The organism is Pedobacter psychrodurus (genome assembly GCF_004331735.1).
Lineage (GTDB): Bacteria > Bacteroidota > Bacteroidia > Sphingobacteriales > Sphingobacteriaceae > Pedobacter > Pedobacter psychrodurus.
The window spans coordinates 182,863-201,369 of the sequence record NZ_SJSO01000009.1; the positions used below are offsets into that span (position 1 = coordinate 182,863).

At 39.6% G+C, this 18,507-nt stretch carries 21 protein-coding genes; 14 read left to right on the forward strand and 7 right to left on the reverse strand.

Translation table 11 applies throughout. The features are described from left to right. Positions 1 to 7: 7 nt before the first annotated feature. Both EZ456_RS13365 and EZ456_RS13370 read right to left on the reverse strand, forming a co-directional pair. Entirely contained in the window at positions 8 to 3,379 is a 3,372-nt protein-coding gene (locus EZ456_RS13365; protein WP_131530916.1) for a TonB-dependent receptor, read from the reverse strand. A 55-nt stretch (positions 3,380 to 3,434) separates the two neighbouring features. Beyond that, positions 3,435 to 4,553 (reverse strand): FecR family protein, encoded by a 1,119-nt coding sequence (locus tag EZ456_RS13370; RefSeq protein WP_131530918.1) that lies wholly within the window; start codon positions 4,551 to 4,553, stop codon positions 3,435 to 3,437. Positions 4,554 to 4,714: 161 nt separating this feature from the next. On the opposite strand from EZ456_RS13370, the gene EZ456_RS13375 reads away from it, so the two are divergent. Next, positions 4,715 to 5,380: an RNA polymerase sigma-70 factor gene (locus EZ456_RS13375; protein WP_131530920.1), complete on the forward strand. Its 666-nt coding sequence runs from the start codon at positions 4,715 to 4,717 to the stop codon at positions 5,378 to 5,380. A 13-nt stretch (positions 5,381 to 5,393) separates the two neighbouring features. On the opposite strand, the gene EZ456_RS13380 is transcribed toward EZ456_RS13375, so the two are convergent. Then, positions 5,394 to 5,582 carry a hypothetical protein gene (locus tag EZ456_RS13380; protein ID WP_131530921.1) on the reverse strand — a complete coding sequence of 63 codons (189 nt, stop codon included), beginning with the start codon at positions 5,580 to 5,582 and terminating at the stop codon, positions 5,394 to 5,396. A 279-nt stretch (positions 5,583 to 5,861) separates the two neighbouring features. On the opposite strand from EZ456_RS13380, the gene EZ456_RS13385 reads away from it, so the two are divergent. Together EZ456_RS13385 and EZ456_RS13390 are read left to right on the forward strand one after the other, a co-directional pair. Further along, complete coding sequence (locus EZ456_RS13385; RefSeq protein ID WP_131530922.1) at positions 5,862 to 6,833, forward strand: Gfo/Idh/MocA family protein; 972 nt, start codon at positions 5,862 to 5,864, stop codon at positions 6,831 to 6,833. A 54-nt stretch (positions 6,834 to 6,887) separates the two neighbouring features. Then, on the forward strand, positions 6,888 to 7,292 hold the full coding sequence (locus EZ456_RS13390; protein WP_394343143.1) for an ATP-binding cassette domain-containing protein: 405 nt from the start codon (positions 6,888 to 6,890) through the stop codon (positions 7,290 to 7,292). A 562-nt stretch (positions 7,293 to 7,854) separates the two neighbouring features. Here EZ456_RS13390 and EZ456_RS13395 read toward each other — a convergent pair. The 3 genes from EZ456_RS13395 to EZ456_RS13405 are packed head-to-tail and all read right to left on the reverse strand — an operon-like array spanning position 7,855 to position 9,361. Then, complete coding sequence (locus EZ456_RS13395) at positions 7,855 to 8,436, reverse strand: peroxiredoxin family protein (protein ID WP_131530924.1); 582 nt, start codon at positions 8,434 to 8,436, stop codon at positions 7,855 to 7,857. A gap of 57 nt (positions 8,437 to 8,493) precedes the next feature. Further along, on the reverse strand, positions 8,494 to 8,760 hold the full coding sequence (locus EZ456_RS13400; RefSeq protein ID WP_131530925.1) for a zf-HC2 domain-containing protein: 267 nt from the start codon (positions 8,758 to 8,760) through the stop codon (positions 8,494 to 8,496). 1 nt (position 8,761) lies between these two features. Further along, complete coding sequence (locus tag EZ456_RS13405) at positions 8,762 to 9,361, reverse strand: sigma-70 family RNA polymerase sigma factor (protein ID WP_131530927.1); 600 nt, start codon at positions 9,359 to 9,361, stop codon at positions 8,762 to 8,764. A 202-nt stretch (positions 9,362 to 9,563) separates the two neighbouring features. On the opposite strand from EZ456_RS13405, the gene EZ456_RS13410 reads away from it, so the two are divergent. The 11 genes from EZ456_RS13410 (at position 9,564) to moaCB (ending at position 18,015) form a co-directional block, all read left to right on the forward strand. Continuing rightward, complete coding sequence (locus EZ456_RS13410; RefSeq protein WP_131530929.1) at positions 9,564 to 9,794, forward strand: hypothetical protein; 231 nt, start codon at positions 9,564 to 9,566, stop codon at positions 9,792 to 9,794. A gap of 263 nt (positions 9,795 to 10,057) precedes the next feature. Beyond that, the gene (locus EZ456_RS13415; RefSeq protein WP_131530931.1) at positions 10,058 to 11,173 is read left to right on the forward strand and encodes an XdhC family protein; all 1,116 of its coding nucleotides are present in this window, start codon (positions 10,058 to 10,060) and stop codon (positions 11,171 to 11,173) included. A gap of 3 nt (positions 11,174 to 11,176) precedes the next feature. Then, positions 11,177 to 11,767, forward strand: coding sequence for a nucleotidyltransferase family protein (locus EZ456_RS13420; protein ID WP_131530933.1), 591 nt, complete (start codon positions 11,177 to 11,179; stop codon positions 11,765 to 11,767). Then, the gene (gene moaA / locus EZ456_RS13425) at positions 11,764 to 12,744 is read left to right on the forward strand and encodes a GTP 3',8-cyclase MoaA (protein WP_131530935.1); all 981 of its coding nucleotides are present in this window, start codon (positions 11,764 to 11,766) and stop codon (positions 12,742 to 12,744) included. The genes EZ456_RS13420 and moaA overlap by 4 nt, the downstream gene beginning before the upstream one ends. Before the next feature lie 7 nt (positions 12,745 to 12,751). Further along, positions 12,752 to 13,930, forward strand: a complete 1,179-nt coding sequence (locus tag EZ456_RS13430) for a molybdopterin molybdotransferase MoeA (RefSeq protein WP_131530937.1) — start codon at positions 12,752 to 12,754, stop codon at positions 13,928 to 13,930. A 3-nt stretch (positions 13,931 to 13,933) separates the two neighbouring features. Next, on the forward strand, positions 13,934 to 14,674 hold the full coding sequence (locus tag EZ456_RS13435) for a sulfite exporter TauE/SafE family protein (RefSeq protein WP_131530939.1): 741 nt from the start codon (positions 13,934 to 13,936) through the stop codon (positions 14,672 to 14,674). Beyond that, the gene (locus EZ456_RS13440; RefSeq protein WP_225876541.1) at positions 14,667 to 15,173 is read left to right on the forward strand and encodes a molybdopterin-binding protein; all 507 of its coding nucleotides are present in this window, start codon (positions 14,667 to 14,669) and stop codon (positions 15,171 to 15,173) included. The genes EZ456_RS13435 and EZ456_RS13440 overlap by 8 nt, the downstream gene beginning before the upstream one ends. A gap of 141 nt (positions 15,174 to 15,314) precedes the next feature. Beyond that, on the forward strand, positions 15,315 to 15,548 hold the full coding sequence (locus tag EZ456_RS13445) for a MoaD/ThiS family protein (protein ID WP_131530941.1): 234 nt from the start codon (positions 15,315 to 15,317) through the stop codon (positions 15,546 to 15,548). A gap of 5 nt (positions 15,549 to 15,553) precedes the next feature. Continuing rightward, complete coding sequence (locus EZ456_RS13450) at positions 15,554 to 16,660, forward strand: ThiF family adenylyltransferase (RefSeq protein WP_131530943.1); 1,107 nt, start codon at positions 15,554 to 15,556, stop codon at positions 16,658 to 16,660. Position 16,661: 1 nt separating this feature from the next. After that, complete coding sequence (locus EZ456_RS13455; protein WP_131530944.1) at positions 16,662 to 17,105, forward strand: molybdenum cofactor biosynthesis protein MoaE; 444 nt, start codon at positions 16,662 to 16,664, stop codon at positions 17,103 to 17,105. Between the two features lies 1 nt (position 17,106). After that, on the forward strand, positions 17,107 to 18,015 hold the full coding sequence (gene moaCB, locus EZ456_RS13460; RefSeq protein WP_131530946.1) for a bifunctional molybdenum cofactor biosynthesis protein MoaC/MoaB: 909 nt from the start codon (positions 17,107 to 17,109) through the stop codon (positions 18,013 to 18,015). Between the two features lie 291 nt (positions 18,016 to 18,306). Here moaCB and EZ456_RS25330 read toward each other — a convergent pair. Next, positions 18,307 to 18,507, reverse strand: a 201-nt coding sequence (locus tag EZ456_RS25330) for a hypothetical protein (protein WP_205945088.1), incomplete at its 5' end; no start/stop codon positions are given.

Genomic DNA, 18,507 nt, shown 5'->3' on the forward strand with positions numbered 1-18,507 from the left:
GGGTGGTTTATTTTAACTTAATTGAAAGACCGAAAATGAACGTTTTAACCTGAGGATATAATCCGCCGCTGGTTGCCTGCGATTCGGGATCGTAAGCATAAAAGAAGTTGGTATCGGTAAACAGGTTATCGGCCGAAGCGTAAACCCTTAGCCTATCTATGTGGATCTTTTGCAAGAAATTTCCGGGGATAGTATAACCCAACTGTAGGTTTTTTACCCTTAAATAAGCTGCATCCTGCAACCAATAATCGGCCAATCTTCCGGTGTTACGGGTATCTTTATATACAAAACGTGGGTATGAACCTCCAGTGTTTTGTGGCGTCCATCTATCCAGGTGCACTTCTTGAGGAAATGCAGCATCGGCATTATAAGCATGTAAACCCACTCCGGTAATGTAGCCATTTGCCATGCCTACACCTTGTAAAAATACACTCAGATCAAAATTATGATAAGCAGCATCTAACCTGAAAGAATAATTATACCGTGGATAAGCATCACCGATTACCTCACGGTCTAAATCGGCACTAATCAGACCGTCGCCATTCAAATCACGGTACTTAAGGTCACCAGGTGCTACTTTACCCGCATCTGCAGCAAAAATTGGGAACTTTGGTATGTATTTCCCTGCAGCATCTTTGGTAAAATCAGTCTCCTGAGCTAATCCATCTGTCCGGTAACCATAAAAAGCATCAAGCGGTTGGCCTACCTGACGGATTCGATCGCCAATGGTTGGGGGAACACCGCCCAAATCGGTAACGGTATTTTTGATATCAAAAAACTGCCCGGTTATACCATATTTAAAGTTTCCGATCTTATCGTTCCAACCCAGGCTCAATTCATATCCTTTGTTTGATATGGCACCTGCATTCTGATCAGGAACGGTAAGGCCTATTACGTCAGGCTGTGGCACTTTAAGTTGAATATCTACCGTTTTTTTGTTAAAGATATCTCCGGTAAAAGTAAGTCGGTTGTTAAAAAAGGCCAAATCCATACCCACATTGAGCATCGTGGCCTTTTCCCATCGTAACAATGGATTAGAGAGTATAGTTTGTGCAAAACCAGTAGTCAGGATATTACCAATTGGCATAGTACCTACACTGGTTAATACTTTAATATATGGATACCATTCAGAATAAGCTGGTCCATCTGCTCCGTACTGGTTACCCAATGAGCCGTAAGAAGCGCGGATTTTACCATCACTAAACCAGGCTCGGCTATTGTCTTTTATAAAGCTTTCTTCACTAAATCTCCAACCTGCAGAAACTGAAGGGAACACACCCCATTTTTTCCCAGGTGCATATCGCGAAGATCCATCATAACGCATATTAAACTCTACCAGGTATTTTCCGGCATAATCGTAGTTAACCCTCGAAAAAAGTGATTGTAAAGCATATTGATAGGCATCTCCTGTTGCTGTAGGATTCAGTGAGCCAATATTCAGTACGGGTACATCATCGCTAACCAAATTGGTTTTAGCAGCCGCAAAAGCATCAAAACGGTAAGTTTCTTGCTGATAACCGCCAAGCAGTTTAATATGATGTTCGTCTAAATTAAGGGTATAATCTGCCTGCATCGATAAATTTTGCAAGGTGGTAGTGGTGGCCACTTCCCTTAGCGAATTGTTCGGGCTGGTGGTGTAAATAATGGCATTGGTAGTTGGATTGAAATAATCGATCCTCCTATTAAATGTTCTTCTTTTTTGAGAACTGGCAATTAAACCATATTGCGATTTGAGATCCAAACCTTTAAGCAAATGCAATGTACCGGTAATGTTGGAGGTAAATTCTTTAGAGAAAAAATTATTGAAACCACCATCGGTAGCAATAGCTAAGGGATTACTAGATCCACCGCCATAACCCCAGGTACCGGTAGTAAACCGTACAGGTGTTAATGGTGAACTGGTAAATGCCGTATAAATAGCACCTCCACCACCTTCAGTATCGGCAGCAGGCTGGTTTTGGTTACGGTCTAAATAGCCCAAATTCACATCAACATCTAATAAAGAAAGTAGCTTTAAAGCCGAAAGCTTTACCCTGGCATTGTTTTTTGCAAACTGATATTGATCTCCGGCAATAAGGCCATCCTGGTTTTCTCTTCCGTAAGAAAAATAATAATTAAAATCGCTGCTTCCTCCCTGTACGTTAATACTATGGTTCTGTTGAGGAGCATAATCTTTAATTAATGCATTTGTCCAGTTGGTGTTGGCAAAATAATTGGGATCAGACCCGTTACGTGCTACCTCAATTTGGGCATCGGTATACGATTTTGGAAGGCCTGCATTTACCTGTGCTTCGCCAAGCAGTGTCATATATTCAACCGAACCCAACATTTTTGGCAAACGTATTGGTGTTTGAAAACCATAATAACCGTTATACGAAATAACGGCCTTCTGATTAAACTTACCTTTTTTTGTGGTAACCAAAATTACGCCGTTCGCAGCCCTAGAGCCATATATTGATGAAGACGCTGCATCTTTAAGCACGGTTACGCTTTCTATATCATCAGGATTAATCCAGTTCATATCACCTGGTACACCATCAATCAGCACAAAAGGATTTGGATTATTGGTTGTTCCTGTTCCTCTTATCCTTAAGGCTGAATGTGTAGCACCTGGTTGCCCGCTACCGCCTACAGTGGTAAGTCCGGTAATGGTACCTTGTAAACCTGTAGAAACTGCTGTAATAGGCCTGTCTGCCAAAACCTTGGCATCGACCTGCGATATGGCTCCCGTTACATTTGCTTTGCGTTGCGTTCCATAACCAACTATAACCACATCATTCAGTCCAACGGTTGATGGTTTTAAACTGATGGTATAAGTTGTTTGATTTCCAATAGTGAAGCTGTAATCTTCATAACCTACCATCCGTACTTTTATTTTATCGCCGGCAAAAGCGACAATACTAAATCGGCCCATATCATCAGATGACACAGCTTTTTTAGAACTTTCATTCACAATACTTGCTCCAGGTACGCCTACTCCGATTTCATCCGTAATGGTTCCCTTAATATCAAGTTTTTGCGGTGGAGCCTTTTTGGTAATTACAATGGTGTGTTGTTCAATAGCATAGCTAAGCGGCAGATTTTCAAGACTTTTGTCCATTACCTGCTGTATGGTCATATCTTTTACCGTTACATTGAAAGTTCCGGCCTCACCGATCATTTCGTTGTTGTATAAAAAATCATATCCACTCTGCTTTTTAATTTCCTGAAAAATCTCTTTCAATGAAGCTCCTTTTAGCGAGAAGTTTATTTTCTGCGCATAAAGGGATGCCCTTACCTGGACGCAGAATATTAATAATACGGCAATCGTTAGTCGCATCACTTTAAGTGGTCGAAACATGGAAATCAGCCTGGTTCTTTTTAAATAAAAAAAATTCATTTTGTATGGTTTGTTTAGTGGGTGGTTAATCCGTTTTGTTGTTTAGGGCAAAAATTTAGTTGATAACTGTTACCCTCCTTTCTGCAATGTTGAATTTTACCGTTCCTGTAAGACTGAGTACTTTTAGTACTTCAGAAATATCTTTAAACTTAGAAATCGAACCTGTATATGATAATTTGTTATTATGGGTATTGTATACAATGTCTATGTCATACCACCTTGAAATTTTGCGCATTACAGATGATAAATTTTCTTCATTAAACACGAAATAACCATTCTTCCAAGCCATGGTCTGCTCTATATCTGCTTTGTTCACCGTAAACCTATTCTCATATAAAACCCCTTCTTCACCAGGTTTAAGATAGGTTATGGATGAAGCTGATGTGAGCATCACTTTTCCTTCCAATAGCGTTGTTTTGATAAATGCTTCGTCTTTATAAGCCATAATATTAAAGTGTGTACCGAGTACCTTTAGCTTCATATCCTGTGCTTTTACATAAAAAGGCATTTGTTTATTCTTTGCTACCTCAAAATAGGCCTCACCATCGAGCTCTACCTCACGACTGTTGCCTGTAAACCGCGTTGGAAATCGGATGGAACTTGCGGCGTTTAACCAAACTTTAGAACCATCAGGAAGCACCAAGGCATATTGCCCCCCTCTTGGAATCGATACCGTATTAAGGGCCACTTCTTGTGATGCTTCAGAAATAACATCGTAAGCCAATGTCCCATCAGCGGTTTTATTGATGGTGGTACCACTTTCGGAAGCTATTTGTCCTTGAGCAGCAGTATTGAGTACAATTTGTTGTCCATTACCAAGTGTAAGTATGGCCTTATCGGAACCAGGTTTGATCATTTTTGCATGGTTTAACACAAGCGCATTCTTGTTGCTTTTATGGTTACTATTGAAGTAAAAAACAGCTGATACAATAAAAATCAATATTGCAGCTGCTGCGGCTATCTTCGTCCACAGCGCCAATGGTTTTATACGCTTGCGTTCACCAGCCGTTTCCATGATCTGCAAGAATATGCGTTCGGCCTGCTCGCCACCCGGCTTTGTGCTTTCAATCAGTTCAAAATCATCTTCGTAAGCATTTAAACTTTCTATTTCTTCTGGTGTACACTTTCCCTGAAGTGATTTTTGATAGAGAATAATATATTCTTGTTTTGTCATGTAAAGCGCTTTTCATTATAGAGCCACAACTCAGCACACACACACTTATTTTTTTTAAAAAAATATTTAACAAGCCTAACAAGATTCAGAATTAAGGTATCGTTCGAAATATTTATATTAGCTTAACAAATTCTTTATCTAGATCAATGAACTTTGCATAAATGAAACCTATCCATCTAGAGGCAGACGAGCGCGAATTATGGGAGGCCATTAAATTCGGGAATCAAAAAGCATTTAAAATATTATTTGATCGGTACTTCCCGTCATTGATAGCTACTGCTTCGCATTATTTGCAAGATGAAAATGAGTGCGAAAACATTGTACAGGATATTTTTCTCAATATATGGATCAAAAGAGAAGTGCTCGAGATCAGGGATTTTAAAAGTTACCTTAAAGCTGCAGCAAGGTATCATGTGTATAAGGTGATCAGGAGTAAAAAATTAGCAGGAAGTGTAATTTTTACAGACGAAAACCTGGAAAACGAATCGGCATATGCCATTAATAATGGAGAGGAATGGCTCAATGTATCGGCGCTAAAAACACAGATTAGCGGATATTTACGGTTGTTACCTAAACGTTGCAGAGAAATTTTCTTAATGAGCAGGGAAGAAAATTTAACAAATGGCGAAATTGCCGAAAAACTTAATATTTCTAAACGGAGCGTCGAGAATCAGATAACCGCAGCACTTCATCACCTTAGGGTTAATATTAAAAACTATCTCTTAATTAGTGGATTGGTTTATTTTTATGCAGCGCAAAATCCTTCAACAGACAAAAATATTCATTTCCTTGTTGAGTCGCTATTGTTATACCCGCTAATAGCTTAATGGATTAGTTTTCTTACTCTCCAGCCTCCCCGGTCAGTATCCTTTCCATTTCTATCATCATCTGCTCGGCCAGGCGTTGTTTAGCTTGCAATTTCGACAGGTAAGCATCTGCAAAAGTTACTTCAAGTTCATCCATAATAAAGGCATATTTTGCCTTAAGTTCTATAAGATCAATCTGAAGCTTCTTGGAAAGATTTTGCATGGTACAAAGCTAAAAAAAGGGAGACTATAATTACGGGTAAAGGTCTTATTTTTCTTTTTTAAAAAAAATACACCAAATAGACAAACCCAATAAAACAATCTCCTAATTCTTTCGTTTATAGATTAATTCCGGCGTGGTTTCCGGAATAGATTTGTTTGGTTAGTTGATTAGGGATCACTCCCAAAGTGAATCCCTTTTCTTTTTTAACAAGCTTTCTATTGTTTGAGCATATTTTCCGGGCAATATTTTCTAAATTCAACCTTTCAAATCGATTATACAATGGAAGAAATAAGATGGGGCATTATTGGCTGTGGGGATGTAACTGAAGTAAAAAGCGGACCAGCTTTTAATAAGGTAAACAATGCTAAACTTGTTGCGGTAATGCGCCGCGACGGTGCTAAAGCTGCTGATTATGCCAGGCGGCATCAAGTACCTAAATGGTATGATGATGCTTCTCAACTGATTAACGATCCAGAGGTTAATGCCATTTACATTGCTACCCCACCCCTACAGCACGAAGCTTACACCATTGAAGCCTTAAAAGCTGGCAAACCGGTATATGTAGAAAAACCCATGACTTTAGATGCTCATGCTGCACAACGCATGACTGATGCCGCAAACGAACTAAAGGTTAAGCTTTGCGTGGCCCATTACCGCCGTGCCCAACCCATGTTCTTAAAAGTTAAGGAACTATTGGCTGCACATACCATTGGCGATGTTCGCTTAGTCCGGTTAAAAATGCTCCAGTCTAGTAACCCTGAACTAATTGCCAAAACAGCAGATAATTGGCGGATCAATCCGGCCATTTCTGGCGGTGGTTTATTTCACGATCTGGCCCCGCATCAATTAGATCTGATGACTTACTATTTCGGTGCTGTAAAAAATGCCATGGGCATTGCTACCAGGCAACAAGAAAACACCGAGGTTGATGATCTGGTTGCGGGAAATATCCTTTTCGAAAATGGAATTGTTTTCAGCGGTACCTGGTGTTTCTCTGTTGCGCCACAAGATCAAGCCGATATTTGCGTAATTTATGGCTCAAAAGGTCACATCAGTTTCCCTATGTTTGGCAATAAAATTGCCGTTACTACAGATGAAAAAGAAGAATTTATATTTGAACCTTTGCAGCATGTGCAACAACCTATGATTGAAAAAGTAGTTGATTACTTTTTAGGCCAAGGGCAAAATCCATGTAGTGGTGAAGATGCCTTAATTACCATGAAGCTAATGGATCATTTTACGCGAAAGTAAACTTAAAACATTGTATTGGCTTACTTATCGCCTTAAATCAACGAAGAAGAGATTATTGAAGCATTACGAAAGGCCTCAGCTACAGCACTCATTGCCAAAGCTGACCAGGGAATTGATACCGTATTGGGTGAATACGGGATGAAGCTATCTGGAGGCGAAAAACAGTGGATCTCTATCGCAAGGGCGTTATTGAGAAAACCAATGTTATTGATCTTTGATGAGGCTACCTCGGCGCTAGATTCACTTACCGAAGAAGAAATATCGGCAACCATTCGCGAAATTTCCGATAGAAGAGAACAAATGACCATTCTCATTGCCCACAGACTATCGACCATTATGCATGCCGATAAAATCTACGTACTAGGAAAAGTATCAGAAACAGGCAGCCATACCGAGCTGCTCGAAAAGAAGGTCCTCTATTATTCCATGTGGCGACAACAGATTGGCGAACGGAGGTAAGTTGAAAATATTTTTATACATAGCTTTTGGTTTTGGAGCGCAGGGCCGCTGCATCAAACCAACTTGGTTCCCGTGTTGCACTTTTACGCTTCGGTTTCGTACCTCAACCTGCAGGGTAACGCTTCACCCGCGGCTAAATGGCTAAAACAGTATTTCATTTTTGGGGTTCTTGGGCGCAAAACGCTGTTCACAAACCTGATTGACGGGAAAAGCGCCCGATTCTTCATCGGGACTTGTACCAAAAGCAGGGCTGCAAACCGCCAAGAATTACACTCCTTTCATTTCCCAAAAAAAAATAGATATAGCCAATTTATCACCTAAATTCATCAGAAGCACGTTCTCCATTTTGCATTCTGGCCTATAAATTTATCCGCCAGGTAATTGTCCAGCCTGTACCTTAGTTTGTACGCCATTCAAGTGATTTACGCACGGCATCGGCCAGGTTTGGCGTTTCTGAACCGGTGATACTGTAATTAGGACAAGCCGAAAATACTAAACAAAAACACCCACTACCATTAAAAAAAGCAGTGAGTGTTTTTAAGTAAATTGATGTTATCTCGATTTAAAGTTTTGAAAGCAAAAGTTTTACCGAGGCTCTTTTTTGATAGTTGGGATCGAAATGAACATATTTAATTTTACCTGAACGATCGATGATATAGGTTGCAGGAACGGGTAAAGTATGTCGGGTATTCCCATTGTTGTCTTCCAAATTTATACCATAGCCCTTGTATTTGGTAAAGGTTGCTTCGTCCATCATAAAGTTAACGTTGTAGGCTTTCATAATCTCATCGTCTTTATCCTGAAGGATAGAAAAACCAGCACTCGTTTTTTTGATTGTTTTATCAATGTTTTCTTTCGTTTCGGGTGTAACACCGATAACGTAAGCATCCTTTCCACTGAACAAGCTTAAAGAATCTTGAAGTTCTTTAATGTGTTTGTTACAGTAAGGACACCATTGACCGCGATAAAAAAATAATACCACAGAACGGTGTGCTTTAAGTGCACTCTTCAAACCCACTGTTTTACCATTTTGATCCATTGCGCTAAACATCGGAGCTTTATCTCCTTCTCTTAAACCCTTTTGTGCTTTTGTTTGTAGCGATAATACAACAGCCAGGGCTGTAAATAAGATAATTCTTTTCATTTTGTCTTTATTTTTTACCTCTTAGTCGAACTAAAAGCATTAACCTTACAGCGAAAATTAATTTTTAATTATTTCTTTTTCAATTTTCTCGATTAACGTTTTTTTAAATGCTTCATCCAGTTTAAAATCGTTGTTTTCGAAACTTATAAACACCTTATTAATCAACATACTTTGTTGCTGATAAGTCCTGCAAACAGAGCAACCAGCCAAATGCACATGCAATAGCAGGGTTTCAGCAGCCGTAATTTTTCCTGCAATTCTTTTTTCGATTAAAAAAGTAGCCTGCTTACAGTTATAGATCATATTTTTTAGCGCGCTCGTCATATCAGTTCCAGTTTTTTTGAAGGCATGCCCTCAGGTTAAGTTTTGTTCGGTGCATAATCACCCAAAAGTTTGCAGCTGTAAGTTTGAGTTCTGTACAGATGAGTTCAGACGTGAGATCATCCATATGTTTCATCGAGAATACAGAAAACCATAAACCCGGGAGTTTAGCCAGGCATTCATTTAGTATGCTGCCCAATTCTTTCATCATTAAAGGATTATCTACCTCCAAACCAAATGCCTGTGGCCGGTGCTTCTCATTCCAATGGCCTGATTCAGCATCAAAAAAATCCTGCTGTTCGTGTTCTGCGTCAGTTACATTTAAATCTTTAAGCGTGCTGGTTGAGCGTTTCCGATAAAAATCGGCAATTTTGTTTTTGAGGATGGCGGTTAGCCACGTTTTTTCTTCACTGTTGCCCTCAAAACGATCTAAACGCTGCAAACCTGCCAAAAAGGTATCCTGAACTAAATCTTTGGCCACATCTTCATTTCTTAATCTCAACATGGCAAAGCCATACAGGTAATCGGCATACTTATCTACCCAGCTCAGTGGGGCTGAATGAAGGCTCTTGACTGCATATTCCTTATCCGTTTCGTTCTGCATGTTTTGGTATTATCTTATATAAATATACTGCTTAATTGGTTAGTCGCACGAGATGAAACATCCTTACAAATTATTTAATGTTTTTAGAAATGCTCATTTAGCTGATTGAACTAAATAAAAAGATTAAAAAAATCACTCTGATTTAAAGTAATTTTTAAAGTTGTACGTCTACTGCTAGTAACAAACCTAAAAACTTTTCTATATGATCGCCGTTTTCAAAACAAATGTATCCACTGATAGCGAGTTAAACGTAATCAGCCCACTGCTGAACAGCCAGTTCAAAGAAATTAAATGGAATATCGATTTATGGGACAGCGATAAAATTCTTAGGGTAGATTCGCCAAGAGATTGGACTAAAGAAATAACCGAACTCTTTAACAGTATTGGTTTGCGCTGCATTAACCTCGAAATTTTCCATTCCGATCCTTTTTAAGCCTAAAATTGAATTTTTCGATATTTAAATTACCTTATTCTAGTGGGGTCAGATATTACCATCTGACACTTAATCTCGTTCTCAGAGATAATAAGCATTTGGTTTACTTTATCAGTCAGATGGTAACATCTGACTGCACAAATAGAATCAAAAAATCCAAGCTTTTTATTCGTAATACTTCTTTAAAGGATACATCTTCCTTTTGCTTTGGCTATTTGTAATAGATTATCATTAAATTGCATCATCTATTGCATCAATTCCTAATGAAAGAAATTACCGATATAATAAAGGCATATCAAAAGGCAACGAAGGAAAAGAAAAAAACAGCCCTTGCAACGGTAGTTAAGGTAGAAGGTTCTTCTTACCGTAGGCCTGGTGCCAGGATGCTGATTACTGAAGATGGCCACTTAACGGGTGCCATTAGTGGTGGTTGTTTAGAAGGCGATGCCTTGCGAAAAGCACTTTCAGCAATTGTACAGCAAGAAAACAAGCTGATAACTTATGATACTACCGACGAAGATGATGCCAAATTTGGCGTTCAGTTGGGCTGCAATGGTATTGTACATATTCTGTTCGAACCCATTATAGAAGCGGATGAGTTAAATCCCATCGCTATTTTAATCGCTTTGCAAAGCAAAAGAGAAAGTGCAGTTTTAGCAACGCTTTTTTCGTTAACAGGTAAACAACAATTGGGCACAGGCATGCTTTTTAGGAATAAACCTATCTTGTCTAAAGTTCCAAAGTCAATTAGCGATGAAGCAATTAAAGATATCCTGAAAGTTGCTGAAAATAAGACTACAGCATTTGAAGTTTATGAGCACGACAGTCAACAAATTGATGCCTTTCTGGAGTTTATCAAACCCCCAGTTTCACTAATTATAGCAGGCGCAGGCAATGATGCACAGCCTTTGGCCGAAATGGCTTACCTTTTGGGCTGGGAAGTAACTGTGATAGATGGAAGACCAACACATGCCACGCCACAACGTTTTGCAAACGCAACCAAGGTTTTAGTTAGCAAACCCGAAAATGTTTTAACTCAAATTCAGATAGATGAGCAAACGGCTTTTGTACTGATGACACATAATTACAATTATGATCTCGAACTACTTAAATATTTATTGGGCACAAACGTACCATATATTGGTACACTAGGGCCAAAGAAAAAGCTGGTCAGGATGTTAGATGAACTGGATTTGGCAACGACAGCAAACCAAACCCGTGTGCATGGTCCGGTTGGACTGGATATTGGCGCAGAAACTGCAGAAGAAATTGCCATTTCTATCCTCGCAGAAATTAAATCTGTTTTTACAGGCGCTTCGGCTATGTTCTTAAAGGAGAAGAAAAAACCGATCCACGTTTACGAATTAAAAAACAATTAAGCATTGAAAACAGGCATCATCATATTAGCAGCAGGCAGTTCTTCACGTTTAGGAAGACCAAAACAGCTTTTGGATTATAAAGGAAAAACACTCTTGCAAACGGTAATAGATGAAGCTTTAAAAACAAATTGCCAGCCTGTTATTGTTGTTCTAGGTGCAAACGCTAAAGAAATAGCCAGCCAGCATCAGAATAATCAGGTTAGTTTCGTTATCAATGAAGATTGGGAAAATGGAATGGCCTCGAGCATTGTAGCCGGGCTTTCAACTATGATCAAAAATAATAGTGAAATTGAAAGTATCATTATTGCTGTGGCCGACCAGGCTTTTATAAAAATGAGTAACATTAATAACTTAATCGAAAAACAGAAAGAAACTGGCAAAAATATCATTGCCAGTACCTATGCCGAAACGATAGGAACTCCTGTCCTCTTCAGAAAAGATTACTTTGAAGCACTTTTGTCACTCAAAGGAGCAGAAGGGGCAAAAAACATACTAAAACAGCATCTACAGGATCTGGAAACAGTAGTTTTCGAACAGGGAGGAATTGATATTGATACAGAAACAGATTACAACAATTTAATTAGCCAGCAATGATAGCAGATTCTTTTGGAAGAATACACGATTACCTGCGGATATCGCTTACCGATAACTGCAATTTTCGCTGCTTTTATTGCATGCCCGAAGAAGAATACGACTTCACCCCTGCCTCCCGGCTCATGCAAACCGACGAAATCATTAAACTGGCAGCGGTTTTTGTGGCCAATGGCGTAAAAAAAATCAGGCTTACTGGTGGCGAACCATTAGTGAGAAAAGATGCAGCCCAAATTATTACTGCACTGGGCAAACTTCCAGTGGAGCTCGTAATTACCACAAACGGAACCCGCATTGCCGAAATGCTGCCAGTACTAAAAGAAGCAGGAATTAAAACGATCAATATTAGCCTTGACACCCTACAACCTGAGAAGTTCTTTATGATTACCCGAAGGGATGTTTTCCATCAGGTACGCAGCAATATCGAATTGCTTTTACAGCATAAAATCAAGGTAAAAGTAAATATGGTGGTGATGAAAGGGCTTAACGACAATGAGATCTGCGATTTCATTAGTTGGACTAAACACAATCCCATTCAGATCCGATTTATTGAGTTCATGCCATTTAGCGGTAACAAGTGGACGAGTAATAAAATGTTTTCTTTAGATGAAATCCTGTCGGTGGTAGAGAAAGATTTCACGGTATTACCTGTTGAAGGAGAACCCCACGATACAGCCAAAAGTTTCATGATTCCTGGTCATGAAGGTTCGTTTGCCATTATCAGCACCATGACCAACCCTTTTTGCGATACCTGTAACCGCATGCGATTAACTGCAGACGGAAAATTAAAAAACTGCCTGTTTTCGGATAGCGAAACCGATCTGCTTACTGCCTTGCGGAAAAATGAAGATGTGCTTCCACTAATTCAATCGGCCATTTGGAGCAAAAAGAAAGCATTGGGTGGACAGTTGGTAAGTGATTTCGAAAAAATTGATGCCACTACCATTAAAAACAGAAGTATGATTACCATTGGAGGATAAAATTTTCATGATTAGCGTTAAAGAAGCAAAAGACCTCATTTCTCAACACATAACACTACTAAATCCCATTTCAATTGACCTGGCACAGGCATCAGGGCACGTTCTTGCTAACGACGTTTATGCAAAATACGATATTCCTGCCTTTAGCCAGTCATCCATGGATGGTTATGCGTTAAAGTTTGAAGATCACAAGCAAGAACTTGCCTTAATTGGCGAAATGGCCGCAGGAACGGCAACCAGTATCACTATCCTACAGGGCCAAACCAGTAGGATATTTACAGGTGCACCCTTACCACAAGGTGCCGATACCGTGGTGATGCAGGAAAAAATCACACGTAGGGATGGTAAAATCACCTTGCAAGATCCCAATTTAAAACCTGGCTTAAATGTACGGGATAAAGGTTCAGAAATTATGGCAGGCGCATTGGCGATGGAAAAAGGGAATCTGCTCAGTCCTGCGGCTATTGGCTTTCTGGCAGGGATTGGTATTAACCAAGTTAGCGTTTACCCCATGCCAAAAATTTCGATTATTGTAACGGGAAAAGAATTACAACAACCAGGAAAAACACTCGAATTTGGGCAGGTGTATGAATCGAATTCCTATTCGCTTTCTGCAGCCTTAAAACATGAAGGCATTGAACAAATTGCCGTTTACGAAGCGGATGATGATCTCGAGATCCTTAAGAAAGTATTACAAACTGCAACAGAAAGCAGCGATGTTGTGCTACTTACAGGAGGCGTAAGTGTGGGCGATTATGATTTCGTAATCGAGGCAGCTTCACATTGCGGCATCAAACAGATTTTTCATAAGGTAAAACAGAAACCTGGCAAACCTTTGTTTTTTGGCACAAAAAATCAAAAATTAATATTCGGACTTCCAGGTAACCCTTCATCTGTACTTTGCTGTTACTATAATTACGTATTGCCATCCATCAAATCCTTATCGCATAAAAGCAATAATGTAGTTGAGCTTCAGGCAAAACTCACCCATTCTTATTCCAAAGCTGCAGGACTTACACATTTCCTGAAGGGCAAATATGAAAATGGGCTGGTTACCCCGCTCAGTGCGCAGGAATCGTACCGATTAAGCTCATTTGCACAGGCCAACTGCCTGATCTGTCTTGATGAAACCCAAGAGGACTTAAAAAAAGGCGATATCCTAACCGTATTGATTTTACCAGACTAAACCATGCAAGAAAGCCTCATCCTCTTTTACTGCTTACTTTTTATTGTAGCCTTTTTATATGCTTCAGTAGGGCATGGCGGCGCCAGCGGTTACCTCGCACTGATGGCTATTTTTGCCATTTCGCCCGCTGTAATGAAACCTACTGCACTATTGCTCAACCTGTTTGTTTCTTCCACTTCCTTTATCCAGTTTTATCGTGGTGGCCACTTTAAATGGAAAACCTTTTGGCCTTTTGCGCTCGCCTCTATCCCACTCTCTTTTGTTGGGGGTATGATGGCCATTGAAAGTTCTATTTATAAAAAGATTTTAGGTGTGCTTTTACTCCTTCCCGTAATCCGTTTTTTCTTCTTTAAAAATACCGATCCAAACGATTTAAGATCATCAAATATTCCATTATCATTGATTATTGGGGGTATTATTGGTTTACTCTCGGGCATGATTGGCATCGGGGGTGGAATTATCCTTTCTCCTATCCTATTGCTTTTAAAGTGGACGGATCAAAAACAGACCGCGGCTATCAGCGCAGCATTTATTTTTGTTAATTCGGTTGCCGGTTTAGGCGGCCAGCTGATCAAAGGTTTCGAATTTAACAACCACATGCTCGCTTATGTTGGGGTAGCTTTTGTTGGTGGTATTTGTGGCGCTTATTTTGGTGCCTTAAAATTCCCGCAAACCGTTTTAAAAAATGTGCTGGCCTGTGTATTGGCGCTCGCCGCTTATAAATTGTTATTTACACATGCATAATATAAAATACTTTATTATCGTCTTATTATTTTTAAGTTTTGCTGCAAATGCACAAGAGAGCAAACAATTTGTAATCGGAGGAAAGGTTAAAACGCCATTAACGATAACTTTAAACAATTTAAGCGCTTATAAATCCGTTAGTTTGGATAGTATGAAAATTTTTAACCACTTGATGCAGCGTAAAAGCAGTATCAAAAACATTAAAGGTGTGCTTTTGAAAGATATTTTGGCCAAAGTAGAAATAGATGCTGCCTCACCAAAAACACTCAGTGAATATTATTTGGTTTTTACCGCAAGCGATAATTATAAAGTAGTATACTCGTGGAACGAAATTTTTAATTCGCCAACCGGAAACCAGCTCATGGTATTGATTAATTATGATGCGGTACCGGCAAAAGCAGAAAAGGGCAATATCGCCATTATTACGCCGAGCGATTTCGCTACAGGAAGAAGATTTGTAAAAGGATTGAGTAAAATCAGCATCTTACAGGTAAATTAGCAGCATGAAACCATCATGAGCAAACACTCACAAACGGTAATAAACCGAGCCTGCGAGCGCTTGAACACAAAAATCAAATAGAAACTTGTGAAAAATATGCTCATGATAGCTTCATCACCGATAAAAAACAAAAACATACAGATGAAAATCGAAATGATTAGTTTTGGCAAAATTGCCGAGTTTATCAACAATCAAAAAATTGATGTTGATGGCATTGCTGATACTGATGCTTTTAAACAATATCTCGAAAATCAATTTCCTGCTTTAAAAAGCATGAAATACAAACTTGCACTGAACAAAAATATCATTCAGGAAAATACCGAAATTACCAACAACGCTACAATAGCAATAATGCCACCTTTTTCTGGGGGATAAAAGATATGAGTGCAGAACGATACAACAGGCAGATTATCCTTAAAGGATTTGGGGAGGAAGCACAGCAACAGCTTTTAAGAGCAAAAGTACTGGTAATTGGTGCAGGTGGTTTGGGCTGTCCTGCGTTGCAATACCTGGCTGCTGCCGGCATTGGCCATATTGGTATTGTTGATGACGATACCATTTCATTATCCAACTTACATAGACAGATTCTTTTCAGTACGGCCGATATCGGAAAGCTGAAAGTAGAGGTTGCGGCAAAGCGCCTGCAGGAGATGAATACCCAGATCGGAATAATTCGCCACCCTATCCGTTTGCAGAAAAATAATATCCTCGATATTCTATCCAGATACGATTACATATTAGACGGAACAGATAATTTCGAATCCAGATACCTGATTAACGATGCCTGTGCGCTGCTTAACAAGCCACTTATATTTGCCGCAGTTTCAGGTTTTGAAGGTCAGCTAGCCATATTTAACGCTCCTGATCATTTAACACCAAGCACCAATTACCGCGATCTCTTCCCCATTGCGCCCGACAAAGGAGAAGTGGCCAATTGTGCCGAAAATGGCGTTTTAGGTGTACTACCAGGTATATTGGGCACCATGGCAGCTGCTGAAACCATTAAACTGATAGCCGGAATCGGGCAGCCGTTAACCAATAAAATATTAAGTTATAATTTACTTACACAAGAACAATATACCATTAACATCAGTCACGGTGGCGGTTATACCTTACCTAAAACTGTTGATGAATTTTTAAATATGGATTATCAGGATACGAGCGAAGGGCCACAAGGATATATAGAAATTGATGCCAGCGAATTGGTTAAACTTCAGCAACAGGAATCGACAATTTTAATTGATGTACGTGAAAGACACGAAGTACCAGTATTGGATAAACAAATTTTCACACAGGTGCCCATGTCGGAATTTGGAGCCTTTATGAGCAAAGAATTTTATCAAAAACATGTGGTTTTAATCTGCCAGCACGGAATTAGAAGTGTAGCCGCAGCAGAGGCCATGCAGGAAAAATATGGCGATGCAAAAAAGATTTACAGTTTAAAAGGTGGTATTGTAAAATGGAGAGATCATTTTCTCAGACCCTAACATGAGCGAAAAAAAGATAAAGAATATATTTGTTGATGGTCCAATAAAACCTGCCTTTATAGCCGATAGCATTGCAAAGCATAGCGAAAAAACGGCTATTGGTGGCCATAGTATTTTTATGGGTCAGGTGAGAAAGGATGAAATTGAGGGCAAATTTATTTCAGCGATAGATTATACTGCGTACGAAGACCTTGCCCTCGAAAAAATGCATCAGATCAGGGAGGATATTTTCGAAAAATATCCATTAAACTGCATGCACATTTATCATAGCTTGGGCAAGGTTAAAACAGGCGAGATCTGCCTCTTTGTTTTTACTTCCTCAGCACACCGTAAACCTGCAATAGCAGCCTGTAGCGAAGTAGTAGACCGGTTAAAAGCAGAATTACCAATCTGGGGGAAAGAAATATTCGAAGACGAAACCCATCAATGGAAAGAAAATATTTAACATGGTAAACATCACAAAAAAATCCAATACCTTAAGGATTGCCATTGCAACCGCTACCGTAAAGGTATCTAAGCAGGAAACCATCGATGCCGTTGAACAGCGCAAAATACCCAAAGGCGATGTATTTGAATTTGCGCGTGCAGCAGGATTATTTGGCGTAAAAAAAACGAGTGATGTAATTCCCGATTGCCACCCGCTTCCGATTGAATATACCGCTATTACTTATGAAATTGTGGGTTTAACCATCATCATTACGGTTGAAGTACATACCATTTACAAAACCGGTGTAGAAGTTGAAGCGATGCACGGTGCCTCGGTTACCGCCTTAACCATGTATGATATGTTAAAACCAATTGACAAAGGCGTTGAAATAGAAAATATAAGGTTATTAAAAAAATCGGGAGGAAAATCTGACCTTAAGAATGCCAAATTCCCTGAAATAAAAGCTGCAGTGGTGGTCTGTTCAGACTCTATTTTCGAAAACAAAGCTCAGGATAGCTCTGGCAAAGCGATTATTTCGCGCCTAACCCAATGGGAAATCAATGCCGAGAAATATGAAATCGTACCCGACGAAATCAATATCATTCGTGATAAAGCCAGTGAATTAAGTAAAAGTAGTTATGATCTGATCATTTTTACGGGAGGAACCGGGCTTTCTCTGCGCGATGTAACTCCAGAAGCCATTGCGCCTTTAATTGATAGGAATATTGAAGGGCTTATGGAAACTGCCCGTCGCTACGGACAGGAACGCATGCCTTATGCCATGCTTTCTCGCGGTGTAGCAGGTTTTATTGGAGATACACTTGTACTTACCTTTCCTGGCTCAAAAAGCGGTGTAGAAGAAAGTATGGATGCCCTATTTCCGCAGGTTTTGCATTTATTTAAAGTGATTAAAGGCGAGAAACATTAGGTGTATCGTTAGTCGGGATTTGTAATCCCGTCTTAAGAACCAAGGTTTTATAATCCTTAAACACATATAGATCAAAATGCGGATTACAAATCCGCAGAGCAAAGGTCAAGATCACAGATCCTGACCAACGAGCATCGTCATTCCCAACTTGATTGGGAATCGTAATGCAATAAGCTTTAAGATTCCCGCCTGCGCCTATCGTGTGGACACATCTTTTACTATTGATTTTTTTAGGCATTTTGCTGACCAACTTTAATAAAGTACAGGCTTTACCGAAGAACGCCGTCAATCTCAAGTGGCAGCAGAATCAAAAAAACAGATGCAGAAAAGAACAAATAGCACTACCAAGCCTGAAACGCAGTGGTTTTGTGTTCGAAGTTTGTAAAAACTTTCACTTAGCAATACCAACACAAAACAAAGTGCCGCTGTTTTTTTGATGAGCGCGGGGCGGTGACAAGCCACATTGCTAGATTGACAAAGCGCTTTGGGTAC